The organism is Sphingobium tyrosinilyticum, assembly GCF_042654265.1.
GTDB lineage: Bacteria > Pseudomonadota > Alphaproteobacteria > Sphingomonadales > Sphingomonadaceae > Sphingobium > Sphingobium tyrosinilyticum.
Map to the genome: position 1 here is coordinate 102,525 of NZ_JBHSFZ010000004.1, position 17,418 is coordinate 119,942.

The window sequence follows — 17,418 nt, forward strand, 5'->3', positions numbered from 1 at the left end:
ACCTCTCCCTTCACAGCTCGACAATTTTTAAATCGATCCGCCTTCTTCCGTTCGTTTCGAGCGAAAGAATCACGCTCAAATCACCTTGCTCCAGATGCTCTATCGCCGCTCCAGGTCGCGATAGGCCGCCGCAACAATGTCGGGCCGCATCGCGCCGTTCAGCCAGCTTGGCCAATATTGCGCGAGGTAGAGTAGGAAGAAGCGGCGCTCCGGGTCCATCCAGCAGGCCGTGCCCGCCGCCCCCGGCCAGCCGAACACGCCAGCAGGCACATCGCCCGGCCAATCGAACATGCCGCCGGTTCGCTCACTGCGCGTCAGGGAAACGGACATGCCCGCGCCGAAGCCGACGCCCGAAAGCGTCTGGCCGATCGGCAGGTCCACATGGGTGACAGCCTCGGGCAGCAGGTTGGACCGGGCCAGCCGCACCGTCTCTGGCTTCAGCACCCGCACGCCGTCCAGCTCGCCCTCGTTCAGCAGCATGGTGGCGAAGCGCACATAATCCTGCGCCGTCGACACCAGCCCGCCACCGCCCGCCGGATAATAGGGCCGCGCATAGAAGCTGTCGGACGCATCATCGGCCAGCGCCCATTTCCCGTCCTTCTTCTCGGGCAGGTCGGCAAAGCGCGCGACCTGGTCCGGCCGGATCAAAAAGCCGGTGTCCACCATGCCGAGCGGTTCGAACACGCGGCGCTGCAGAAAGGTTTCGAACGGCATGCCCGACGCGACTTCGATGACCAGTCCCAGCACATCGAGCGCCACGCTGTAGTCGAAGCGGGTGCCCGGATCCGTCGCCAACGGCAGGGCAGCGATTCGATCGCCCAGTTCGGCGAGCGATGTCGGCGTCGGCAGCTCGCCCGGCCCGGCGACGCGTTCGCGCGTACCCGGCGCCACCCCATGCTTCGTGTAGAGCGCGCCCAGCGTCATACCCGCCATGCCAAATCCCCCAGTATGGGTCAGCAAATGCCGCACGGTGATCGGACGCGCGGCGGGACGCGTCACTTCCGGATCGTCGCCTTCCATCACCCGCATGTCTGCGAAGGCCGGCAGGATTTCGCTGATCGGCTGATCTAGCGCGATCACGCCATCCTCGATCAGCATCATCGCGGCGACGCCGGTAATCGGCTTCGTCTGGGAATAGATGCGGAAGACGGAGCGTTCATCAACGGCAGCGCCGCGCTCGTAACCCAGCCTTCCCTCCGCATGATAGCGGACCGGCCCACCCACCGTTCCCCATGCCAATATGCCGCCGGGGATGACGCCATCCTCAACAAATCTGTGGAGCAAGGCCTCCGTTTCCGGCAGGTCGATCGTGGCGTCCAGCGTATCGGGCATGTGCCGCTATCCTCTTCTATCTTTCGGGCGCTGGTCAACCTCGCCCATGTTCGTGCGGCGCGTTCAGCGCGGTCCCATGCGGATCGCGCCGTCCAGACGGATGACTTCGCCGTTCAACATCGGATTGTCGATAATGCTCTGCACCAATTGCGCATATTCGGATGGCTTACCCAGCCGCGAAGGGTGCGGCACCTGCGTACCCAGCGAATCCTGCGTTGCCTCGGGCAGACCCTGCAGCATCGGCGTCAGGAAGATGCCCGGCGCGATCGTCATCACGCGGATACGATGTTGCGCCAGGTCGCGAGCGATCGGCAAAGTCATGCCGACCACACCGGCCTTGGACGCTGCATAGGATGCCTGACCGATCTGCCCTTCAAACGCGGCCACCGACGCCGTGTTGACGATGACCCCCGCCTCTTCGCCTTCCACATTGGCGGCGGCAAGCCGGGCAGCGAAACGCGAGATGACGTTGAACGTGCCGATCAGGTTGATCTCGACCCCCGTGCGGAAGAGATCGAGCGAATGCGGCGCGCCGTCCTTGCCAATGACGCGCGCACCCGGAGCGACCCCAGCGCAATTCACCAGGATGCGCGGCGTGCCCAGCCGCGCGGCAGCAGCCGCCAGACCGTCATCGACGGATTCGGCGCTGGTCACATCGACGCGGTGGAAACTGCCGCCTAGCCGCTCGGCCAGCGCTCTCCCCGCCTCTTCGTTAAGGTCGAAGATCGTCACCCGCGCGCCCCGGCTCGCCAGCATTTCGGCGGTTGCCGTGCCAAGTCCCGACGCGCCTCCGGTTACGATAGCACACAGATCCTTCACATCCACGATCGCTTCTCCCTCGGGTCAGAAGTCCAGGCTTACCGCCTGATCGAACTGAACGAAGCGGCGCGCGATTTTCCACCCCTCGCCCGTCTTGACGACCGTGTCGCGCTGACGGCCGGTCACGACGATCCGCGAACCCATCGGATTATGGCCCGCATTGACGTTCATGAAGGCATAGTCGGCAAAGACCTGCCCATTTTCCTCGCTGACGATCATATTGAAATTATAGTGACGGTTCCTGCCCTCAGCCTGCCGATCCGACTCCTTGGCATGTTCGACCTGCGCTTCGATGCCTTCGTAACGGATGGTGATGCCTTCCATTTCGGTGACGACATCGGGCGTATAGATCTTCGCCAGCCCCTCCCAGTCTCCGAAGTCGGAACAGCGGGTGAAGCGCGCGATCAGTTCCTGAACCGCGACCTTGTCTTCCAGTGTGATCATGTCTCTCTCCAACTATTATTGCTTGTCATACCAGGGGAAGAAGGACGGCATCTGCGACGCCTTGCCCGTAAATTGCGCAGGCCGCTTTTCATTGAAAGCGCGCACGCCTTCGCGTCCATCGGCCTGGCTTGTGTAGAATACCGAAAGGGACTCGGTCAGATGCGCCTGCCATGGGTCCGGCTGCGCACTGTTGCGGTTCAGCATCTGGCGGATCAGCGCGATCGACACAGGCGAACGATCCTGCACCAGTGACCGGGCGAAGGCTTTAGCCTCATCGACCAGCGTTTCGGCCGGGAACACGCCGCGCACCAGACCCTTTTCATGCGCTTCGGCCGCGTCAAAAATATCGGCCTTGTACGCCCATTCCAGCGCCTGCTCCAACCCGACGATGCGCGGCAGGAAGAAGGATGAACAGGCTTCCAGCGTGATGCCCAGCCGCCCGAAGACGAAACCGAAGCGCGCCTTCTCCGACGCGAATCGGAAATCCATGGGCAGCAACATGGTGGAACCGATGCCCACCGCCGCGCCATTCACCGCGCCCACGATGGGCTTCAGGCAGTCATACATCGCCATCGTCACGCGGCCGCCAGTGTCGCGCACGCCCTTCAGGATCGCCGGATCGTCGCTACGCTCGTGCAGATCCTCCATGGTGGGCGTCATGCTCTCGTCCAGGCCGAAGACATTACCGCCGACCGACAGGTCCATGCCCGCGCAAAAGGCGCGGCCCTCGCCTGTCACGACGATGACGCGAACCGCATCATCCTGGCTCGCGCGGCCATAGGCGTCGATCAGCTCCTCGCACATTTCAACGGTGAAGGCGTTCAGATTGTCGGGCCGATTGAGCGTCAGCAGCAGGACGCCGTCATCCTCGACTTCATATCGGATGGTGTTGTAGCTCTTGCTCATGGTCACTCCGCAGTCAGGGCCGTGGCCCGGGCAAGCGCGTCGCGGCACTCGCCCACGATCCGCTCGATCAATTCGGCGCAGGTCGGGATGTCGTCCATCAGGCCGATGCCCAGGCCCGCCCAGACCAGGCCGCCATCGACCTCCCCGCTCTCCAGCGCCGCACGCCCGCGTGCGCCGGCGACAAGCGCCTTGATATTCTCGAAGGTCGCGCCGGGTTCCCGCTCCTTTACGTTCACTTCCTCGGCGACGGCGTTACGGAAGACGCGCGCCGTATTGCGCAGCTGGCGGAAGATCAGCGTCGTGTCGCGCTCGCTGCCCTGGACGACCGCCTGCTTGATCGCCTCATGGATCGGCGCTTCCTTCGTCAGCATGAAGCGCGTGCCCATGGTCACGCCTTCGGCGCCCAGCGCCAGCGCAGCGGCCATGCTGCGGCCGGTTGCCATGCCGCCAGCAGCCAGGATGGGGATGTCGAGCGCGCGGGCGGCGGCGGGGATCAGCACCATGCCCGGAATATCGTCCTCGCCAGGATGGCCTGCGGCTTCGAACCCGTCGATGGAAACCGCATCAACGCCTGCGCGCTGCGCCGACAGCGCATGGCGGACGGCCGTGCACTTATGGACGATCTTCACCCCCGCCTGCTTGAAGCGGGCGATGAACTCCGCCGGGCTCCGGCCCGCCGTCTCGACCACGCCGACGCCCGAACCGGCGATCACCTCGGCATAAGCTTCATAAGGAACGGGCTGCGCGGTCGGCAGGATGGTCAGGTTCACGCCGAACGGCTTGTCCGTCATCGTACGACACCGTTCTATTTCGGCCGCCAACGCCTCAGGGGTAGGCTGCGTCAACGCCGTCAGGATACCGAGCCCCCCGGCATTGGACACCGCCGAAGCCAGCTCCGCACGCCCAACCCACTGCATCCCACCCTGAATGATAGGATAGCGCGTCCCCGTAAGCTCCGTAATCCGCGTTTTCATTCATTAAATCCCCTTGAATTCAAGCCGCCTCTGCTTCGCCCCACCCTAATTTAGCGAGCAGAGGATATTGCGCCGCCAGTTCTTCTGCATGCGCCGACGCGGCCGTCCCGCGCAATGCTCTGGCCTTGATGCCATGATAGATGGCGGCAAGCCGGAACAGGGCGAAGGCGCGGTAAAAGCCGATATTCTTAATGCCTTCCCGTCCCGTCCGCTGGCAATAGGCAGCGATATAATCCTCTTCGGGCATCAGGTTTAGCGCCGCGATGTCAACGCCGCGCAACCCGGAAAGAATCTCCGGCGGCAGGCGGTACATCACGATGTGATTCACGAAATCCGCCAGCGGATGGCCAAGCGTCGACAGCTCCCAGTCCAGCACTGCCGACACACGCGGCTCGGTCGGATCAAAGACCATATTGTCCGCGCGATAGTCGCCATGAACGATCCGGCTCTCATCGCCCGCGGGAATGTTTACCGGAAGCCATTCGATCAGCCGATCCATATTGGCGTCGCGGCCTGCGGCTTCGTCGCTCAGATATTGGCGGGACCAGCGCGCGATCTGACGCTCGAAATAATTGCCCTTCTTCCCGAAGTCGTCGAGCCCAAGGGCTGCAGGATCGAAGTTGTGCAGCAGCGCCAGCGTCGCGTTCATGGCGTCGAAATAGGCAGGCCGCTCTTCGGCAGGCACGGATTCGAAGCGGGAATTCCAGAAGACCCGTCCCTCGACACATTCCATGACGTAGAACCAGCTGCCGATCACCGCTTCGTCAGTGCACAAGCCGTAAACCTGCGGCACCGGAAAGCCGGCCTTGCCGAGCGCCCCGATCACCCGCGCTTCCCGATCGACGGCATGAGCGCCCGGAACCGTAACACCCGGCGGCTTGCGCCGCATGACGAAGGAGCGGCCCGGCGTGTCCAGCCGGAAGGTCGGATTGGACTGCCCGCCCTTGAACTGCCGGACGGTCAGTTCCCCTTCCGCCTCTGGCACATGATCGCGCAACCAGGCCCGCAGAGCGCCTTCATCGAAACGATGCGCCTCGCGCACTTGCGTGAGGCCCGCATTCAGCTGCTCGACGTTCATGACCGGGCCAATGCCTCGCGCTTGATCTTCTTGGCCAGCGACCATTTATGCACCTGCGTTGGGCCGTCATAGATCCGGAAGGCCCGGATTTCGCGGAACACCTGCTCGACGATCGTGTCGTGACTGACGCCCGTACCACCCATCACCTGGACGCAGCGATCCGCCACACGGAACAGGGTTTCAGATACGGCGACCTTTGCCATGGAGCTTTCGGTGATCGCCTTTTCCCCGGCATCGAGCGCGTCGGCGCACCAGTCGATCATCAGCTCGCACTGCTTTAGGTCGATGAGATTATCGGCCAGCATGAAGCCAACGCCCTCATGGTCGATCAGCGCCTTGCCAAACGCCTGCCGCCTGACCGCATATTCGGTGGCGATCTCATTAGCGCGCGTCGCTGCGCCCAGCCAGCGCATGCAATGGGTCAACCGCGCAGGAGCGAGGCGGATCTGCGCATAGGCAAAGCCTTCATGCGCCGCACCCAGGATCGCGGATGCGGACAGGCGCAGATTTTCGACCTTCACGACCGCATGGCCGCCCGGCATGGAGCTGTCGATCGTGCTGATCAGCCGTTCCTGCTGAAGCGCAGGATGCGGCAGGGGGACCAGGAACATGGTGGCGGAAGGCGTGCCGTCCTCTCGCTCAGTCTTCGCCATAAGGATAGCGAATTTGGCTCCGTCGAAACCCGTCGCGAACGCTTTGCGTCCGTTCACTACCCATTCGTCGCCCTGTAATTCGGCGCGCGTCTGCATCATCGATGGATCGGACCCGGTGCCCCCATCGGCCGCCGGCTCCGTCATCAGGAAGCAGGATCGGCCCTCGCCAGCCACCATGGGGTCGAGAAACTGCTGCTTCTGCTCCGGCGTCGCAACCTTCCCGAGCAGGAACATATTGCCTTCGTCGGGCGCGTTAGTGTTGCACGCCAACGGACCCAGCGGCGAAAGTCCGGACGCGCGCAGAACCCGCGCCGTCGCCCGGTGGCTGAGATGGCTGCCGTCGGGGCGGATATGCGGCGTCAGCACCCCGGCTTCACGCGCCCTGGCGCGTATTTCGTGCACCAATGAATCGAGCGGCCCATGATCGTCCCGGCGGCTGTCCGTCTCATAGGGTACGACGATGTCGCGGACGAACCTTTCGACCTTTTGGGCTATAGCTCGCCCATCCTCATGATCTATGGTCGCCATCTCCGCTCCTTTCGTTTGTTGGCGCTTGCCAAGGCCAGAACCACAATGCAAGGTGTAATTAAAAGAGCCCGGCGAGCTATGTGTGAACACGCCATAGCCGGTCGCGCCGAGAGGAACGACATCCAAATGAAGGAAGAGCATCTCCGCAAGGAATTGCACCACGGCAGGGTGGTGGACTGTTACGCGGATCGGCCGCAAGACATTTACGCGATGTTTCTGGATGCGGTGCGGCGCGCGCCTGACTCGATCGCATTGGTAGAAGGCGATGTGCGATGGAGTTATGCCAGTCTTGCCGCGCGCGTGGACGCCTGCGCCGCGCGGCTGACCGCGCTCGGCCTTGCCGCTGGCGATCGGATGGGCATCCTTCTTTCCAACCGCGCTGACTACATGACATTGCTGGTGGCCGCAGCGCGGCTCGGCGTCATCGCGGTCCCGATGAACATCCGCCAACGCGCGCCCGAAACCGCCTATGCGCTGACCGATAGCGGCGCGGCGGCGATCATTTATGACGACGCGCTGGAAGACCAACTGCCCGACCGCGCCAGCCTGCCCGCGGTCCGCCATTGGCTCCCCTACCAAGCGGAAGCGGCAGCTTGGTCAGCCGCTGGGCCGGAAACGCGAGCAGACAGGCCGGATCACTCCGCAGTGGGAGAGGACGATCCTTTCTGCATCCTATATACGTCCGGCACCACTGGTCGTCCCAAGGGCGCGGTGCTGACCCATCTCGGGCTCACCACCATCTGCATCGGCACTCAAAATCATCTGCAGTTGAAAGACGGCGAGTCGATGATCCTGGCCGTCCCTGCGTCGCACGTTACCGGCATCGGCCTTGTCTTGATGCTCAGCGTCCGCGTGGCCGGCAAGGTGGTCGTGGAGGAGGCGTTCAAGGCACGGCAGTTCCTGGAATTGGCGCAAGCCGAACGCATGAGCTTCGCCATCATGGTTCCGGCAATGTACAAGCTGTGCCTGATGGACCCCGACTTCGACAATTTCGATCTGTCGAGTTGGCGGATCGGCGCATTCGGCGGAGCGCCGATGGCCGAGGCGACGATCGAGGCGCTGGCCGAACATGTGCCACAGCTGACGCTGGTGAACATCTACGGATCGACGGAGACCTCGTCCCCTGCGGTAATGATGCCGCTGGGACAATGCGCATCTCATCGCGACAAGGTGGGCAAGCCACTTCCCTATACCGATATCGTCATCATGGACGAGGATGGACGTCAGGTGCCGCCAGGCGCGCAGGGCGAAATCTGGATTGCAGGGGCGATGACGGTCCCGCGCTACTGGAACAATCCCGAAGCGACTGAAAAAGGCTTTGCGGCCGGCTATTGGAAGTCGGGCGATATCGGCGCGATGGATGCGGACGGATATATCTGCGTACTCGATCGCATGAAGGATATGATCAATAGAGGCGGATTCAAAATCTACTCGGTCGAGGTCGAAAACACCCTGATGGCGCATGAGGCCGTGGCCGAAGCGGTTGTGGTCGGCCGCCCTTGCCCCGTGTTGGGCGAGCGGGTCGAGGCGTTCGTCGTGACGAACGAACAGGCCGACGACGCCAGCCTGCGTCAATTCTGCGCGGAGCGCCTTTCGGACTATAAGGTGCCCGATCATGTCTATATCGTGGAAGGCCCGTTGCCCCGCAATCCGAACGGAAAGCTGCTGAAAAATGCGGTGCGCGAATGGCTTCCAGCCTTGTCCGAGGGCCAGCCCGCCTAACTACATCGCTCGTTGTCATATATTGCCTTTGCCGGGCAGATGAGATAGGGTCGGCATGCCGATGGGGCCTGCGCGCAGTCAGGCTGCCAATCCAAACCAGTTCAACGTTCATAAGAACGAGGAGAGCATTGAATGACCACCCAATTCCGCCCCGTCGCCCCGCCCCAGATCATCGAGGGCGCCTATAGCGAAGACCAGCACAGCCGGATGCTGAACGTCGTTCGGGAAAACGGACCCTGGTCGCTGATCCTAGCGCAGCATTTTAAATCCCCCGAGGAAGTCGTCGCGACCACGTCGGGCAGCATACCTGCGGGGTTCAAGCCGACCTGGGACATGTTCCTGTCGCCCGTGTTCCGCGGCTATTTCGCGCAAGGATCGACCGTCCAGCATCCCGAGATCGAGGATTGCTTCTTCAACACCAAGTTCCTCGACCTCGTGCGCGGCTATTGGAAGGCGGAATATGCCCGTCCCGAAAATATGCTGTTCAACATTCAGGGCCCCTCACGCGGCAGCGACACGCCGCACGTCGATGCGACCCGCTTCCGCGGCATCTCCATGCAGACCTCGCCGGTCTGGCTGATGAACATCATGGTGAAATCGGGCCTGTTCGAACGTTGGCGCGCGAAGAAGGCGCAGGTAATCACCTGGTATTACAAGGGCAAGATCGGCGGCGGCTTCAACTATTGGCCCAACGGCCCCAAGGCTCAGCCCGCCCAGATCAAGGCGCCGATGTGGAGCCGCGCCGTCGTCGTCGAAAATGAAATGATGTACCACACGGCTGAAGCCGTCGGTCCGTCGTCGATGCGCCAGCCCGAAGGCCTGGCGATCAATTCGCAGATGAGCGCGGACCCCGAAGACCCCAATGGCTGGCAGATCACCACTGACGGCAAGGTGATCCAGAAGATTCCGGAAGATGAGTTCCGCTTCCTGATCCACTGGGGCGCGGACATCTTCATGGATTACACCGAACTCAAGCAGTCCCTCGATCACACCGACGACATCGGGCATGATCAGGTGTTCGACATGCTGATCGCCGACCTGCGGGCGCGCGGCCTGACGTTCGAAGTACCGACCGATCCGCTGACCGACAAGCAGTTCATCACGCTGCTGGTCCAGACCTATGACCCGGGCAAGCCTTCGATTTTCCCGCCTGAACCGGAAGAAGTGCTGGCGGCCTGATGCAGGCTTGACGAAGAGCCGGCCGCGTTCTCGCGCGGTCGGCGCAGACGTTCAAACGCGTTAAACCAAAGGTGAGGAATAGAAGGAGCAAGTCCAATGGTCGCCGTTCCATCACCCCGATCATCACCCCGCCGAAGCTGCTTCAGGATTGTCCTTCACGGTGCCAACAGACCTATGACTGACCCAGCCTCATCGCCACGCTGGCCGCCCCTTGTGCGATCAGCCCGAGCAATTATCCCGCCGAAGCGCCGCTGGCGCTAGCGGCATGACGCTTCCCAGCTTCGGCCTTGAGGGGAAGACGGCGCTCGTCACCGGCGCGAGCAGCGGGCTTGGCGAGCATTTCGCGCGGACGCTCGCTGCCCAGGGGACACGGTTAATCCTGACAGCGCGGCGGACCGATCTGCTTCAGTCGCTTGCAGCGTCCCTTCCCGATGCGCGCGCCATGGCGCTGGACGTGCAGGACGCCTCGTCCATAGACCGGCTGTGGCAACAGGTGGGTGCGGTCGATATTCTGGTCAACAATGCGGGGGTGGCAGGCGGCGGCCCTCTACTCGATCAGGACGAAGCGGAATGGGACCGCATCATGGATACCAATGCGCGTGGCACCTATTTGGTAGCGCGCGGTGCGGCGCAGGCGATAGTTGCGGCCGGGCGTCAGGGCAGCATCATCAACGTGGCGTCGATCCTTGGGCTGCGTCAAGCGGCGCAGGTCGGCTCCTACGCCATTTCTAAGGCTGCCGTCGTGCAGATGTCGAAGGTCATGGCGTTGGAATGGGCGCGCCACGGCATTCGCGTGAACGCGCTATGTCCAGGTTATATTTCGACGCCACTCAACGCTGCGTTCTGGGAAATGGACGCGGGCAGAGCGCTGATCGGCAGAATTCCGCAACGCCGCCTGGGACAGCCGGAGGATCTGGACGGCGCGTTGCTCCTGCTGGCGTCAGACCTTGGCGCTTATATCACCGGTGCTGAACTGGTCGTGGATGGTGGTCATATGGTGAATACGCTTTAGAACCCGCGTCACCTCGGATTGACCCTGAATTTTCGTTCGTTTGTTTGAGGCGATCCCTTCGCCTCGCTTCAATCGTCAACACTTCACCTGTCTTGCAAAAGAATAGATGGGCTTCGACAAGCTCATCCCGGACGGAAAAGTTGGATTGATACAGCCGAAGGGAGCATTCCGGGCTGGCGGAAGGTGCGCTCGGGTCGATTGACCGCTATGCCGGTCCTGCTGCTTGTACATGAGCGGAAGGAAATCGATGCGCATTCTCGTCCTCGGCGCGACCGGCTATCTCGGGTCGCACATTGCCCGTCACCTCACGGCATCGGGGCATCGGGTCAGCGGCCTCACTCGCAGCAGCGATCGCGATGCGGCCCTGGTGATGGAGGGCGTCAGACCGCTGCGCGGCGACCTTAGCCAGTTGGACGCCGTCATCGACATGATGCGCGAACATGATGCGACCATCTATGCCGCCCAGCTCATGCTGCAGGAGGAGTTCGACACGATCGCGGCGCTATTGAAGGCGATGGACGGCAAGTTGCATAGCTTTCTCTTCACCAGTGGCACCGGCCTGTTGTCCCAAAGGACGGACGGGGCGTGGAGCGAGGACAGCTTCGCCGAAGACGACCCTTTCATACCGTCCAAATATATCGGATATCGCCTCGTGACCGAAACGATGATCCGGCAGGCGGGAACATCGGGCAGCGTCCGCGCAATGGTGGTTCGGCCGCCGATGATCTGGGGCCATGGCGGCTGCGGCCATCTGCGCATGTTCTACGCGGATGCCGTGCGCAACAGTGATGTCGCCTATCTGGGCGCAGGGCTAAACCTCTATTCCAATGTCCATGTCGATGATCTGGCGGAGGTCTATCGCCTGGCGCTGGAGAAAGGCATGGCGGGCGCGCTCTACCATGCCGTCGCTGGGGAGTTGAACAATCGCATGCTGGCCGAGGCGGTGGCCCGCGACCTTGGCGTCCATGCACACAGCGTGGATTTCGCCGAAGGCGTTCGCCGCTGGGGCAAGTTCGAAACGCTGATCGGCATGGCGACCTGCAGCCGTTCTCGCAGTCCGCGAACACGGCGCGAACTGGGCTGGACGCCCCGCCATCTCAATATCCTCTCTGATGTAGGCCACCCTGCCTATCGCGCGCTGGCGGGGCGGTAGCAAGACCAGCGACCTTTCCGCTGACCCGGAACAGGCGTTGCCCTGCTTTGACGAAGGCTCCGCCTGCCCTTCAATCACGCCATTTCCAAAAGGAGAGATTGATGACGAGCGAAGCCCTGTTCAGCAAAGCCGACATTCCTCGCGCCGACCGGCCGATCCGCCTGGGATCGCTGCTCTTCACTATGGTCGAGCCGCGCCCCGGATATGAGGCGGCCTATAATCGATGGTATGAGCGCGACCATTTCTACAGCGGCTGCATGATCGGCGCCTATACGGTGGCAGGCGGCCGCTATGTCGCCACCCGCGCGGAAAAGGCGAAGCGCTTCGGGTCCGGCAGCATAGACTTGGCCAAGGGGTCCTATCTCGCGCTCTATTGGATATTGGACGGGCATCACAAGGATTGGGACGCTTGGGCGGTGAAGCAAGTGAATGACCTGCACGCGACTGGCCGCATGTTCAAGGAACGAGACCACATCCACACCAGCTTCTACAATTTCGACGCCGAGTATAATGCGCCGGGCAGCGCCATGCCGATCGAACTGGCGCTCGACCGCGCCTATGGCGGCGTGGTCGCCTTCATCGTCGATCTCAATACCGGGAAAAGCGCGGCCGACCTTTCGGACTTCCTGCGCGCGCGCAATCTGCCGGGGGATGTGGCGCTCAGTGGATCGCCGCTGCCGCTCGACCCCACCAGTCCGAAGGATGTGCCGATCGAGGCCAATCACCGCGCTGTGTTCCTGAGCTTCTCGGTTGAAGATCCCAAGGCCGTTTGGGACAGCGCCTATGTGCCACTCGGCCGGGCAATCGAGGAAAGTGGGATCGGCAGGATCGTCATCGCCTCACCCTTCATGCCCACCGTCGTGGGCACCGACACCTATACCGACCAGCTTTAACGGCTGGTAAGCGAACGAGGGCGGCCGCAAACGGCCGCCCTGCCCCCCTTATAGCAATTCAAAATCTTCTTTGCGCGGGCCGCGGCATTCATTCCAGAAGTCGATGAGCCGCCACGGCCAAGACAGGAAATTCCGCTTCTTGCTATTATTGTAATAGCTGTAGGCCCGCGGATGGCTCCAGATCATCTTGACCATCTGGGTCTCCACCTTCTTCTGCCAGGTGTCGAAGGCAGGCTTGGTGGGCTGCAGCGCCTTCTTTTCCTTGGCATTGACCCAATCGAGGCACTCGATCGCATAATTGACCTGACGCTCGGAAATCAGGTTTTGCCCGGCCGCATGGTTGGGCGCGCTGTTCGGCCCGACCGTGTGGAAATAATTGGGGAAGCCGGGGATGAGCATGCCGAAATAAGCGCGCGGATCTTCCGTGCCCCACTCGCTGCGCAGATGCTTGCCGCCAATGCCGACGATTTCCAGATCGCCCATCATGTTGGCGACGTCGAAGCCGGTGGCGCAGATCAGCACGTCCAGTTGGATCTCGCGTCCATCCTTCAGCAGCAGCCCCTTGGGCGTCACCTTTTCGATGCCCGACTGCTCAAGATGGACATGCGGTTCCAGATAGGTCGGGAAATAGGGGCCGCGGTCGAGGATGATGCGCTTGGAAAAGACCGGGAAGTCCGGTGTCAGCTTTTCCCTGAGGTCAGGCCGATCGGCGAACATCTTGTCGATATAGCCGACCGCGAACTTGCGCATCCCTTCGTTCACTGCGGAAACCGAAGGGGAATCCTCGGGCCATTCGGGATCGAGCAGCACATTGGGATAGAGCCCGTCGGCGGCGTACCAGTAGATGCGGAAGCGGAACCATTCCAGATAATGCGGGATGTGCCGCATGGCGAACTTGACGCCTTCGGTGACTTCATCGTCGCCCGCTGGGCTCGGCATTACCCAATGGCGGCTGCGCTGGAAAACATACAGCTCGCTCACGTCCTTGGCGATGGCGGGGATCAGCTGCGCCGCGCTGGCACCCGTGCCGATGACGCCGACGCGCTTGCCCTTGAGGTCCATCGACGTGTCCCAGGTGGCGGTGTGCAGCCGCGTGCCCTGGAAGCTGTCGAGACCCGGAATAGCAGGCCATTTCAGACGGTTGACAGGGCCGTGGCCGTTGATGACAGCATTGGCGCGGATAACCTCTTCGCTGCCGTCCTTCCTGCGGACGGTGACGTTCCATACTGCGGCGTCCTCGTCCCAGACCAGCTTTTCCACCAGCGTATTGAAGCGAAAATTCGGCCGCAGCTTGTAATCGTCAGCCACCCGCTTGAGGTAGGCGAACATGTCCGTGCCCTGCGGGTGGTAATTATGCCATTCGGAATTGAGCGCGAAGGAGAAGGAGTAGAAGTGGCTGGGCGTATCGACGCCCACGCCCGGATAGCGGTTTTCCCACCAGGTGCCGCCGACTTCTTCATTCTTTTCGATGATTTCCCAATCATAGCCCGCTTCGGCCAGCTTTACGCCCGCCGCAAGGCCGGTCATGCCCGCGCCGATCACCAGCACCTTGAAGCCGGCAGGGGCGGGCTTGCGGTCCTTGCGCTGGCGCCGTGGAACTTCGGGACGGAAACCGATCTGGTCGTAGAGCAGCGGCAGGAATTCGTCGGCGACTTCCTCGGCCAGGCCGACCGTCATCATGCGGTGCATCAGCGCCTCGGCAATATCGCCCTCCAGCGCCGCACCCGGCGTGCTGAGGACATAGAGCAGCTTCTGCCGTAGTTCTGCGGTCAGGTCCGCTGGGATCTCTTCGGGAGGATAGGCATAGGGCGACTTGATATGCGGACCGAACTTGTCGAGCATCGACTCATCACCGCTCAGATGCACATAGGTCATCAGCAGCGTGTGGATTTCGCCCTCCGCCAGCGCCTGCCGTAATTCAGGCGTATCCTTCAGCGGCAGCTTGCGCGCCTTTAAGTCGGCAGGGGCGGTCCCCACCACGTCTGCATATTGGGCAGCCATTCACTCACTCCTCAAAAAAACGCTATTCTGATCGCTTGCAGGTCTATCCCGCCGCCGGGAGGAACCAAGGTTCAAACCGGCATTTCCATATCTATGGAGCCGCCGCACGATGCCTTGCCCGCCAGCTTTCCATGGTCTTCTTCCCAAAGACACTTAAGACAGGAGCAGGACATTGGCCGTTCCCCTTCATGGCCGCGCGGCCCTCATAATCAGCGAATGCCAGCGCGGGATCGTGGAGCAGGGCATGGGCGGCTTCGCGGGCCTGATCGGGCAGGTTGCGGAACGCGGCATCCTGCTCAAGATTGCCCATCTTGCCGGGCGATTCCGGGACGCGGGTCTCCCGATATGGCACCTCACCATCGCTCACCGGCCAGACTTCGCGGACGTCCAGCCCAACAGCCTGCTCGCGGTGATGGCTCGGAAAAACCGCCTGCTGATCGCGGGAAGCCCGGAAGCGCAGATTGTCGGCGAACTGTCGCCCGCACCGCAGGATTTCGTCGTCGCGCGCAGTTCGGGGCTGATCGGGCTTCACGGCACGGCACTCGACGCCATGCTGCGGCGGATGCGCATAGACACGATCGTGATTACTGGCGTCTCGACCAATGTCGCCGTTGCGGGCTGCGCGATGGCTGGCGCGGATCTGGGCTATCATGTGATCATCGCAGAAGATTGCGTGGCGGCGGCCGACTCCGGCACTCATGAAGTCATCATGAGGGACCAGTTGCGCATGGTCGCTCGCATCGCCAGCGCCGATGACATCGAACAAGCGCTGCAACCATCCGGCCCTTATTGAATACTGATCGTCTTGCTCCGGCGGATTCCGTCATTGTAGCGGAAGATGACCGACTGCATGCCTGACAGCATCTGCCGCACATCATTGTCGCTTGAGAACAAGGGATCGCCCACAACGCCAATGGCGTAGGAAGCGACGCCGTGCGGCACGCGCAAAGGCATGGCGATGGAATCGACCGGCTGCGACCGGCTGCGGCGGCAGATGGAAAAACCGCGGTTGCGCGTCTGGGCTATGCGATCCACCAGATGCTTCATCAGCGTCGGCCCTTTCGGACCAAAGCCAAGCCGCTGTGTCCGGGTGGCGAGTTGAATGATATCGACATTGGATTGCTGCGCCAGCATCGCCGCCGCAAAATTGGTGCCGGGACGCCAACTATTGCGTTCGAAACAGACCATCTGGTCGTGATAGCTGGGCGCTACGTCCGGCGACGCCTTCCAATCGCCTAGCGTTTCCGCGATGCTTTCAGACCAGCAGTCATTCTGCTGAGTGACGAACACGCTCGCTCCGGTTTCACGGCGCATATCCTCCATGATCTCGCCAATCTGTCCACCGCCGAAGAAGCTCTGTTCGATCGATGAAGCATTGGCGACGATCTTGTAGGATGGAGCGTAAAGCTTAGTCGCCTGATTGTAGGTGAGATAACCGGTCGCCGCGAGCGTCCGCAAGATCTCATCCGCGCTGGAATTGGGGATACCGAGCGCCTCGCTGATTTCGATAGTACGAGCCGGAACGCCCGCGTTCATGAAATATTCGAGGACCTCCAAAGTCCGCAGACAGGATTTTACACTCCCCCGTCCACGAGACCTTCCGTCCGCCTGTGAGCTAGAGCCCATTCCGCCTCCTACACACCTCGCCTTTTCGACGCCGGCCGTACCGTCCGCCGATTTATAGTAACGCCTACTATATTCTGAGCGAGCGATGGATTCAAGCGTCCGAAAATGCCGGCGAAAATGGCTGTTACAGCCATGCGGAAACCAAGCTTTTTCGGGTCGCCAACCACCGCACCCTCCTCTTTACATTGAGGAATGCCGGAAAATACAAGCCGCGTCACCGCCGCCGTAAAGCGCCCTTTTCTAAACAGCCGCATGACGCTCAGCTACACTGAATGGCCGAATCATGGTGCGCCCCTCGTCATCCTGATTCACGGAAGCCGCGACCATAGCCGCAGCTGGGACGCGATGGCGGAAGCGTTGCGGCCAAAATATCATGTGATCGCGCCGGACCTGCGCGGCCATGGCGACAGCGGCTGGTCGCAGGACGGGCGCTATGACTTCGCCGCCTATCTGTCCGACCTCGCCGCGCTGGCACAGGAGCTTGGCCTTGGCGCGGAGCGGAGGGCGGCGCTGATCGGCCATTCGCTGGGCGCGCATATCGCACTGCGGTTCAGCGCCGTTTACCCGGATAAGGTGCGCCAGGTGGTGGCGGTCGAAGCGGTCGGCGCACTTCCCGCCATTGAAGAGCGCCGTCTGGGGCGGATGATCGAAAAGAGGATAGGCGACTGGCTGGAGGAGCGGCATGCCGCTTCGCTGACGCCCCCCCGCCAGTTCGCGTCGATCGATGAAGCGGAGGACAGGATGCGGGCACGCCACAGATTTCTGTCGGCTACCCAGGCGCATCATCTGACGCGCCATGGCCTGAAGCGGGTGGGCGAGGCGAACTGGCAGTGGAAGCATGATCCCTATCTCGCCGTCTGGCCCTTTCCCGACATCACGCCGGACGAGGCCCGCACATTGTGGCGTCACATTTCTTGCCCGGCACTGCTGCTCTATGGCGAGCGCAGCTGGCCGTCCGGTGTGCCCGCCGACCTGCTGAGGGCGATTCCGCATGTGCGGGAAGTCCGGCTGGCCGACAGCGGTCATTGGCCGCAGCATGACGCGTTCGACGCATGCCGCGCCGCGATCGAAGAGTTTCTGGCCGAATGATCGGCCGGA

16 protein-coding genes are annotated in these 17,418 nt (G+C 62.1%); 7 read left to right on the forward strand and 9 right to left on the reverse strand.

Annotated features, from left to right (window positions below):
• Nucleotides 1–99: 99 nt before the first annotated feature.
• From ACFO3E_RS03010 to ACFO3E_RS03040, 7 genes are all read right to left on the reverse strand, one after another.
• A complete protein-coding gene (locus ACFO3E_RS03010) occupies nucleotides 100–1,332 on the reverse strand; it encodes a serine hydrolase domain-containing protein (protein ID WP_066530885.1) in 1,233 nt (410 codons plus the stop codon).
• A 63-nt stretch (nucleotides 1,333–1,395) separates the two neighbouring features.
• Nucleotides 1,396–2,157, reverse strand: coding sequence for an SDR family NAD(P)-dependent oxidoreductase (locus ACFO3E_RS03015; RefSeq protein WP_066530884.1), 762 nt, complete (start codon nucleotides 2,155–2,157; stop codon nucleotides 1,396–1,398).
• An 18-nt stretch (nucleotides 2,158–2,175) separates the two neighbouring features.
• Nucleotides 2,176–2,595 carry a nuclear transport factor 2 family protein gene (locus ACFO3E_RS03020; protein ID WP_066530882.1) on the reverse strand — a complete coding sequence of 140 codons (420 nt, stop codon included), beginning with the start codon at nucleotides 2,593–2,595 and terminating at the stop codon, nucleotides 2,176–2,178.
• Nucleotides 2,596–2,610: 15 nt separating this feature from the next.
• The gene (locus tag ACFO3E_RS03025) at nucleotides 2,611–3,501 is read right to left on the reverse strand and encodes a crotonase/enoyl-CoA hydratase family protein (RefSeq protein ID WP_066530880.1); all 891 of its coding nucleotides are present in this window, start codon (nucleotides 3,499–3,501) and stop codon (nucleotides 2,611–2,613) included.
• A 2-nt stretch (nucleotides 3,502–3,503) separates the two neighbouring features.
• Nucleotides 3,504–4,475 carry an NAD(P)H-dependent flavin oxidoreductase gene (locus tag ACFO3E_RS03030; RefSeq protein ID WP_380802419.1) on the reverse strand — a complete coding sequence of 324 codons (972 nt, stop codon included), beginning with the start codon at nucleotides 4,473–4,475 and terminating at the stop codon, nucleotides 3,504–3,506.
• Between the two features lie 19 nt (nucleotides 4,476–4,494).
• Nucleotides 4,495–5,553: a phosphotransferase family protein gene (locus ACFO3E_RS03035; RefSeq protein WP_380802422.1), complete on the reverse strand. Its 1,059-nt coding sequence runs from the start codon at nucleotides 5,551–5,553 to the stop codon at nucleotides 4,495–4,497.
• Entirely contained in the window at nucleotides 5,550–6,734 is a 1,185-nt protein-coding gene (locus ACFO3E_RS03040) for an acyl-CoA dehydrogenase family protein (protein WP_066531695.1), read from the reverse strand. The genes ACFO3E_RS03035 and ACFO3E_RS03040 overlap by 4 nt, the downstream gene beginning before the upstream one ends.
• A gap of 126 nt (nucleotides 6,735–6,860) precedes the next feature.
• Here ACFO3E_RS03040 and ACFO3E_RS03045 point away from each other — a divergent pair, with 126 nt between their 5' ends.
• The 5 genes from ACFO3E_RS03045 (at nucleotide 6,861) to ACFO3E_RS03065 (ending at nucleotide 12,693) form a co-directional block, all read left to right on the forward strand.
• The gene (locus ACFO3E_RS03045) at nucleotides 6,861–8,456 is read left to right on the forward strand and encodes a class I adenylate-forming enzyme family protein (RefSeq protein WP_066530875.1); all 1,596 of its coding nucleotides are present in this window, start codon (nucleotides 6,861–6,863) and stop codon (nucleotides 8,454–8,456) included.
• Between the two features lie 132 nt (nucleotides 8,457–8,588).
• On the forward strand, nucleotides 8,589–9,635 hold the full coding sequence (locus tag ACFO3E_RS03050) for a hypothetical protein (protein WP_066530868.1): 1,047 nt from the start codon (nucleotides 8,589–8,591) through the stop codon (nucleotides 9,633–9,635).
• Between the two features lie 265 nt (nucleotides 9,636–9,900).
• Complete coding sequence (locus ACFO3E_RS03055) at nucleotides 9,901–10,647, forward strand: SDR family NAD(P)-dependent oxidoreductase (protein WP_066530866.1); 747 nt, start codon at nucleotides 9,901–9,903, stop codon at nucleotides 10,645–10,647.
• Nucleotides 10,648–10,894: 247 nt separating this feature from the next.
• The gene (locus ACFO3E_RS03060) at nucleotides 10,895–11,800 is read left to right on the forward strand and encodes an NAD-dependent epimerase/dehydratase family protein (protein ID WP_066530865.1); all 906 of its coding nucleotides are present in this window, start codon (nucleotides 10,895–10,897) and stop codon (nucleotides 11,798–11,800) included.
• Nucleotides 11,801–11,901: 101 nt separating this feature from the next.
• Nucleotides 11,902–12,693 (forward strand): hypothetical protein, encoded by a 792-nt coding sequence (locus tag ACFO3E_RS03065; protein ID WP_380802427.1) that lies wholly within the window; start codon nucleotides 11,902–11,904, stop codon nucleotides 12,691–12,693.
• Nucleotides 12,694–12,741: 48 nt separating this feature from the next.
• Here ACFO3E_RS03065 and ACFO3E_RS03070 read toward each other — a convergent pair whose 3' ends face one another.
• Nucleotides 12,742–14,694, reverse strand: a complete 1,953-nt coding sequence (locus ACFO3E_RS03070) for an NAD(P)-binding protein (RefSeq protein WP_380802429.1) — start codon at nucleotides 14,692–14,694, stop codon at nucleotides 12,742–12,744.
• Between the two features lie 172 nt (nucleotides 14,695–14,866).
• Between ACFO3E_RS03070 and ACFO3E_RS03075 the strand changes: the two genes are divergently transcribed.
• On the forward strand, nucleotides 14,867–15,487 hold the full coding sequence (locus tag ACFO3E_RS03075; RefSeq protein WP_066530860.1) for a cysteine hydrolase family protein: 621 nt from the start codon (nucleotides 14,867–14,869) through the stop codon (nucleotides 15,485–15,487).
• On the opposite strand, the gene ACFO3E_RS03080 is transcribed toward ACFO3E_RS03075, so the two are convergent.
• Nucleotides 15,481–16,320, reverse strand: coding sequence for an IclR family transcriptional regulator (locus ACFO3E_RS03080; protein WP_066530857.1), 840 nt, complete (start codon nucleotides 16,318–16,320; stop codon nucleotides 15,481–15,483). The genes ACFO3E_RS03075 and ACFO3E_RS03080 overlap by 7 nt on opposite strands.
• Nucleotides 16,321–16,512: 192 nt before the next feature.
• Here ACFO3E_RS03080 and ACFO3E_RS03085 point away from each other — a divergent pair, with 192 nt between their 5' ends.
• Complete coding sequence (locus tag ACFO3E_RS03085) at nucleotides 16,513–17,409, forward strand: alpha/beta fold hydrolase (protein ID WP_066530848.1); 897 nt, start codon at nucleotides 16,513–16,515, stop codon at nucleotides 17,407–17,409.
• The last annotated feature ends 9 nt before the right edge of the window (nucleotides 17,410–17,418 follow it).

What these genes read in the sequence shown, in the direction of transcription:
- ACFO3E_RS03085 (WP_066530848.1), top strand. Translation starts at nt 16,513, where the DNA reads ATGCCGGAAAATACAAGCCGCGTCACCGCCGCCGTAAAGCGCCCTTTT.
- ACFO3E_RS03035 (WP_380802422.1), bottom strand. Translation starts at nt 5,553, where the DNA reads ATGAACGTCGAGCAGCTGAATGCGGGCCTCACGCAAGTGCGCGAGGCG.
- ACFO3E_RS03010 (WP_066530885.1), bottom strand. Translation starts at nt 1,332, where the DNA reads ATGCCCGATACGCTGGACGCCACGATCGACCTGCCGGAAACGGAGGCC.
- ACFO3E_RS03055 (WP_066530866.1), top strand. Translation starts at nt 9,901, where the DNA reads ATGACGCTTCCCAGCTTCGGCCTTGAGGGGAAGACGGCGCTCGTCACC.
- ACFO3E_RS03060 (WP_066530865.1), top strand. Translation starts at nt 10,895, where the DNA reads ATGCGCATTCTCGTCCTCGGCGCGACCGGCTATCTCGGGTCGCACATT.
- ACFO3E_RS03065 (WP_380802427.1), top strand. Translation starts at nt 11,902, where the DNA reads ATGACGAGCGAAGCCCTGTTCAGCAAAGCCGACATTCCTCGCGCCGAC.
- ACFO3E_RS03030 (WP_380802419.1), bottom strand. Translation starts at nt 4,475, where the DNA reads ATGAAAACGCGGATTACGGAGCTTACGGGGACGCGCTATCCTATCATT.
- ACFO3E_RS03050 (WP_066530868.1), top strand. Translation starts at nt 8,589, where the DNA reads ATGACCACCCAATTCCGCCCCGTCGCCCCGCCCCAGATCATCGAGGGC.
- ACFO3E_RS03070 (WP_380802429.1), bottom strand. Translation starts at nt 14,694, where the DNA reads ATGGCTGCCCAATATGCAGACGTGGTGGGGACCGCCCCTGCCGACTTA.
- ACFO3E_RS03080 (WP_066530857.1), bottom strand. Translation starts at nt 16,320, where the DNA reads ATGGGCTCTAGCTCACAGGCGGACGGAAGGTCTCGTGGACGGGGGAGT.
- ACFO3E_RS03045 (WP_066530875.1), top strand. Translation starts at nt 6,861, where the DNA reads ATGAAGGAAGAGCATCTCCGCAAGGAATTGCACCACGGCAGGGTGGTG.
- ACFO3E_RS03040 (WP_066531695.1), bottom strand. Translation starts at nt 6,734, where the DNA reads ATGGCGACCATAGATCATGAGGATGGGCGAGCTATAGCCCAAAAGGTC.
- ACFO3E_RS03025 (WP_066530880.1), bottom strand. Translation starts at nt 3,501, where the DNA reads ATGAGCAAGAGCTACAACACCATCCGATATGAAGTCGAGGATGACGGC.
- ACFO3E_RS03020 (WP_066530882.1), bottom strand. Translation starts at nt 2,595, where the DNA reads ATGATCACACTGGAAGACAAGGTCGCGGTTCAGGAACTGATCGCGCGC.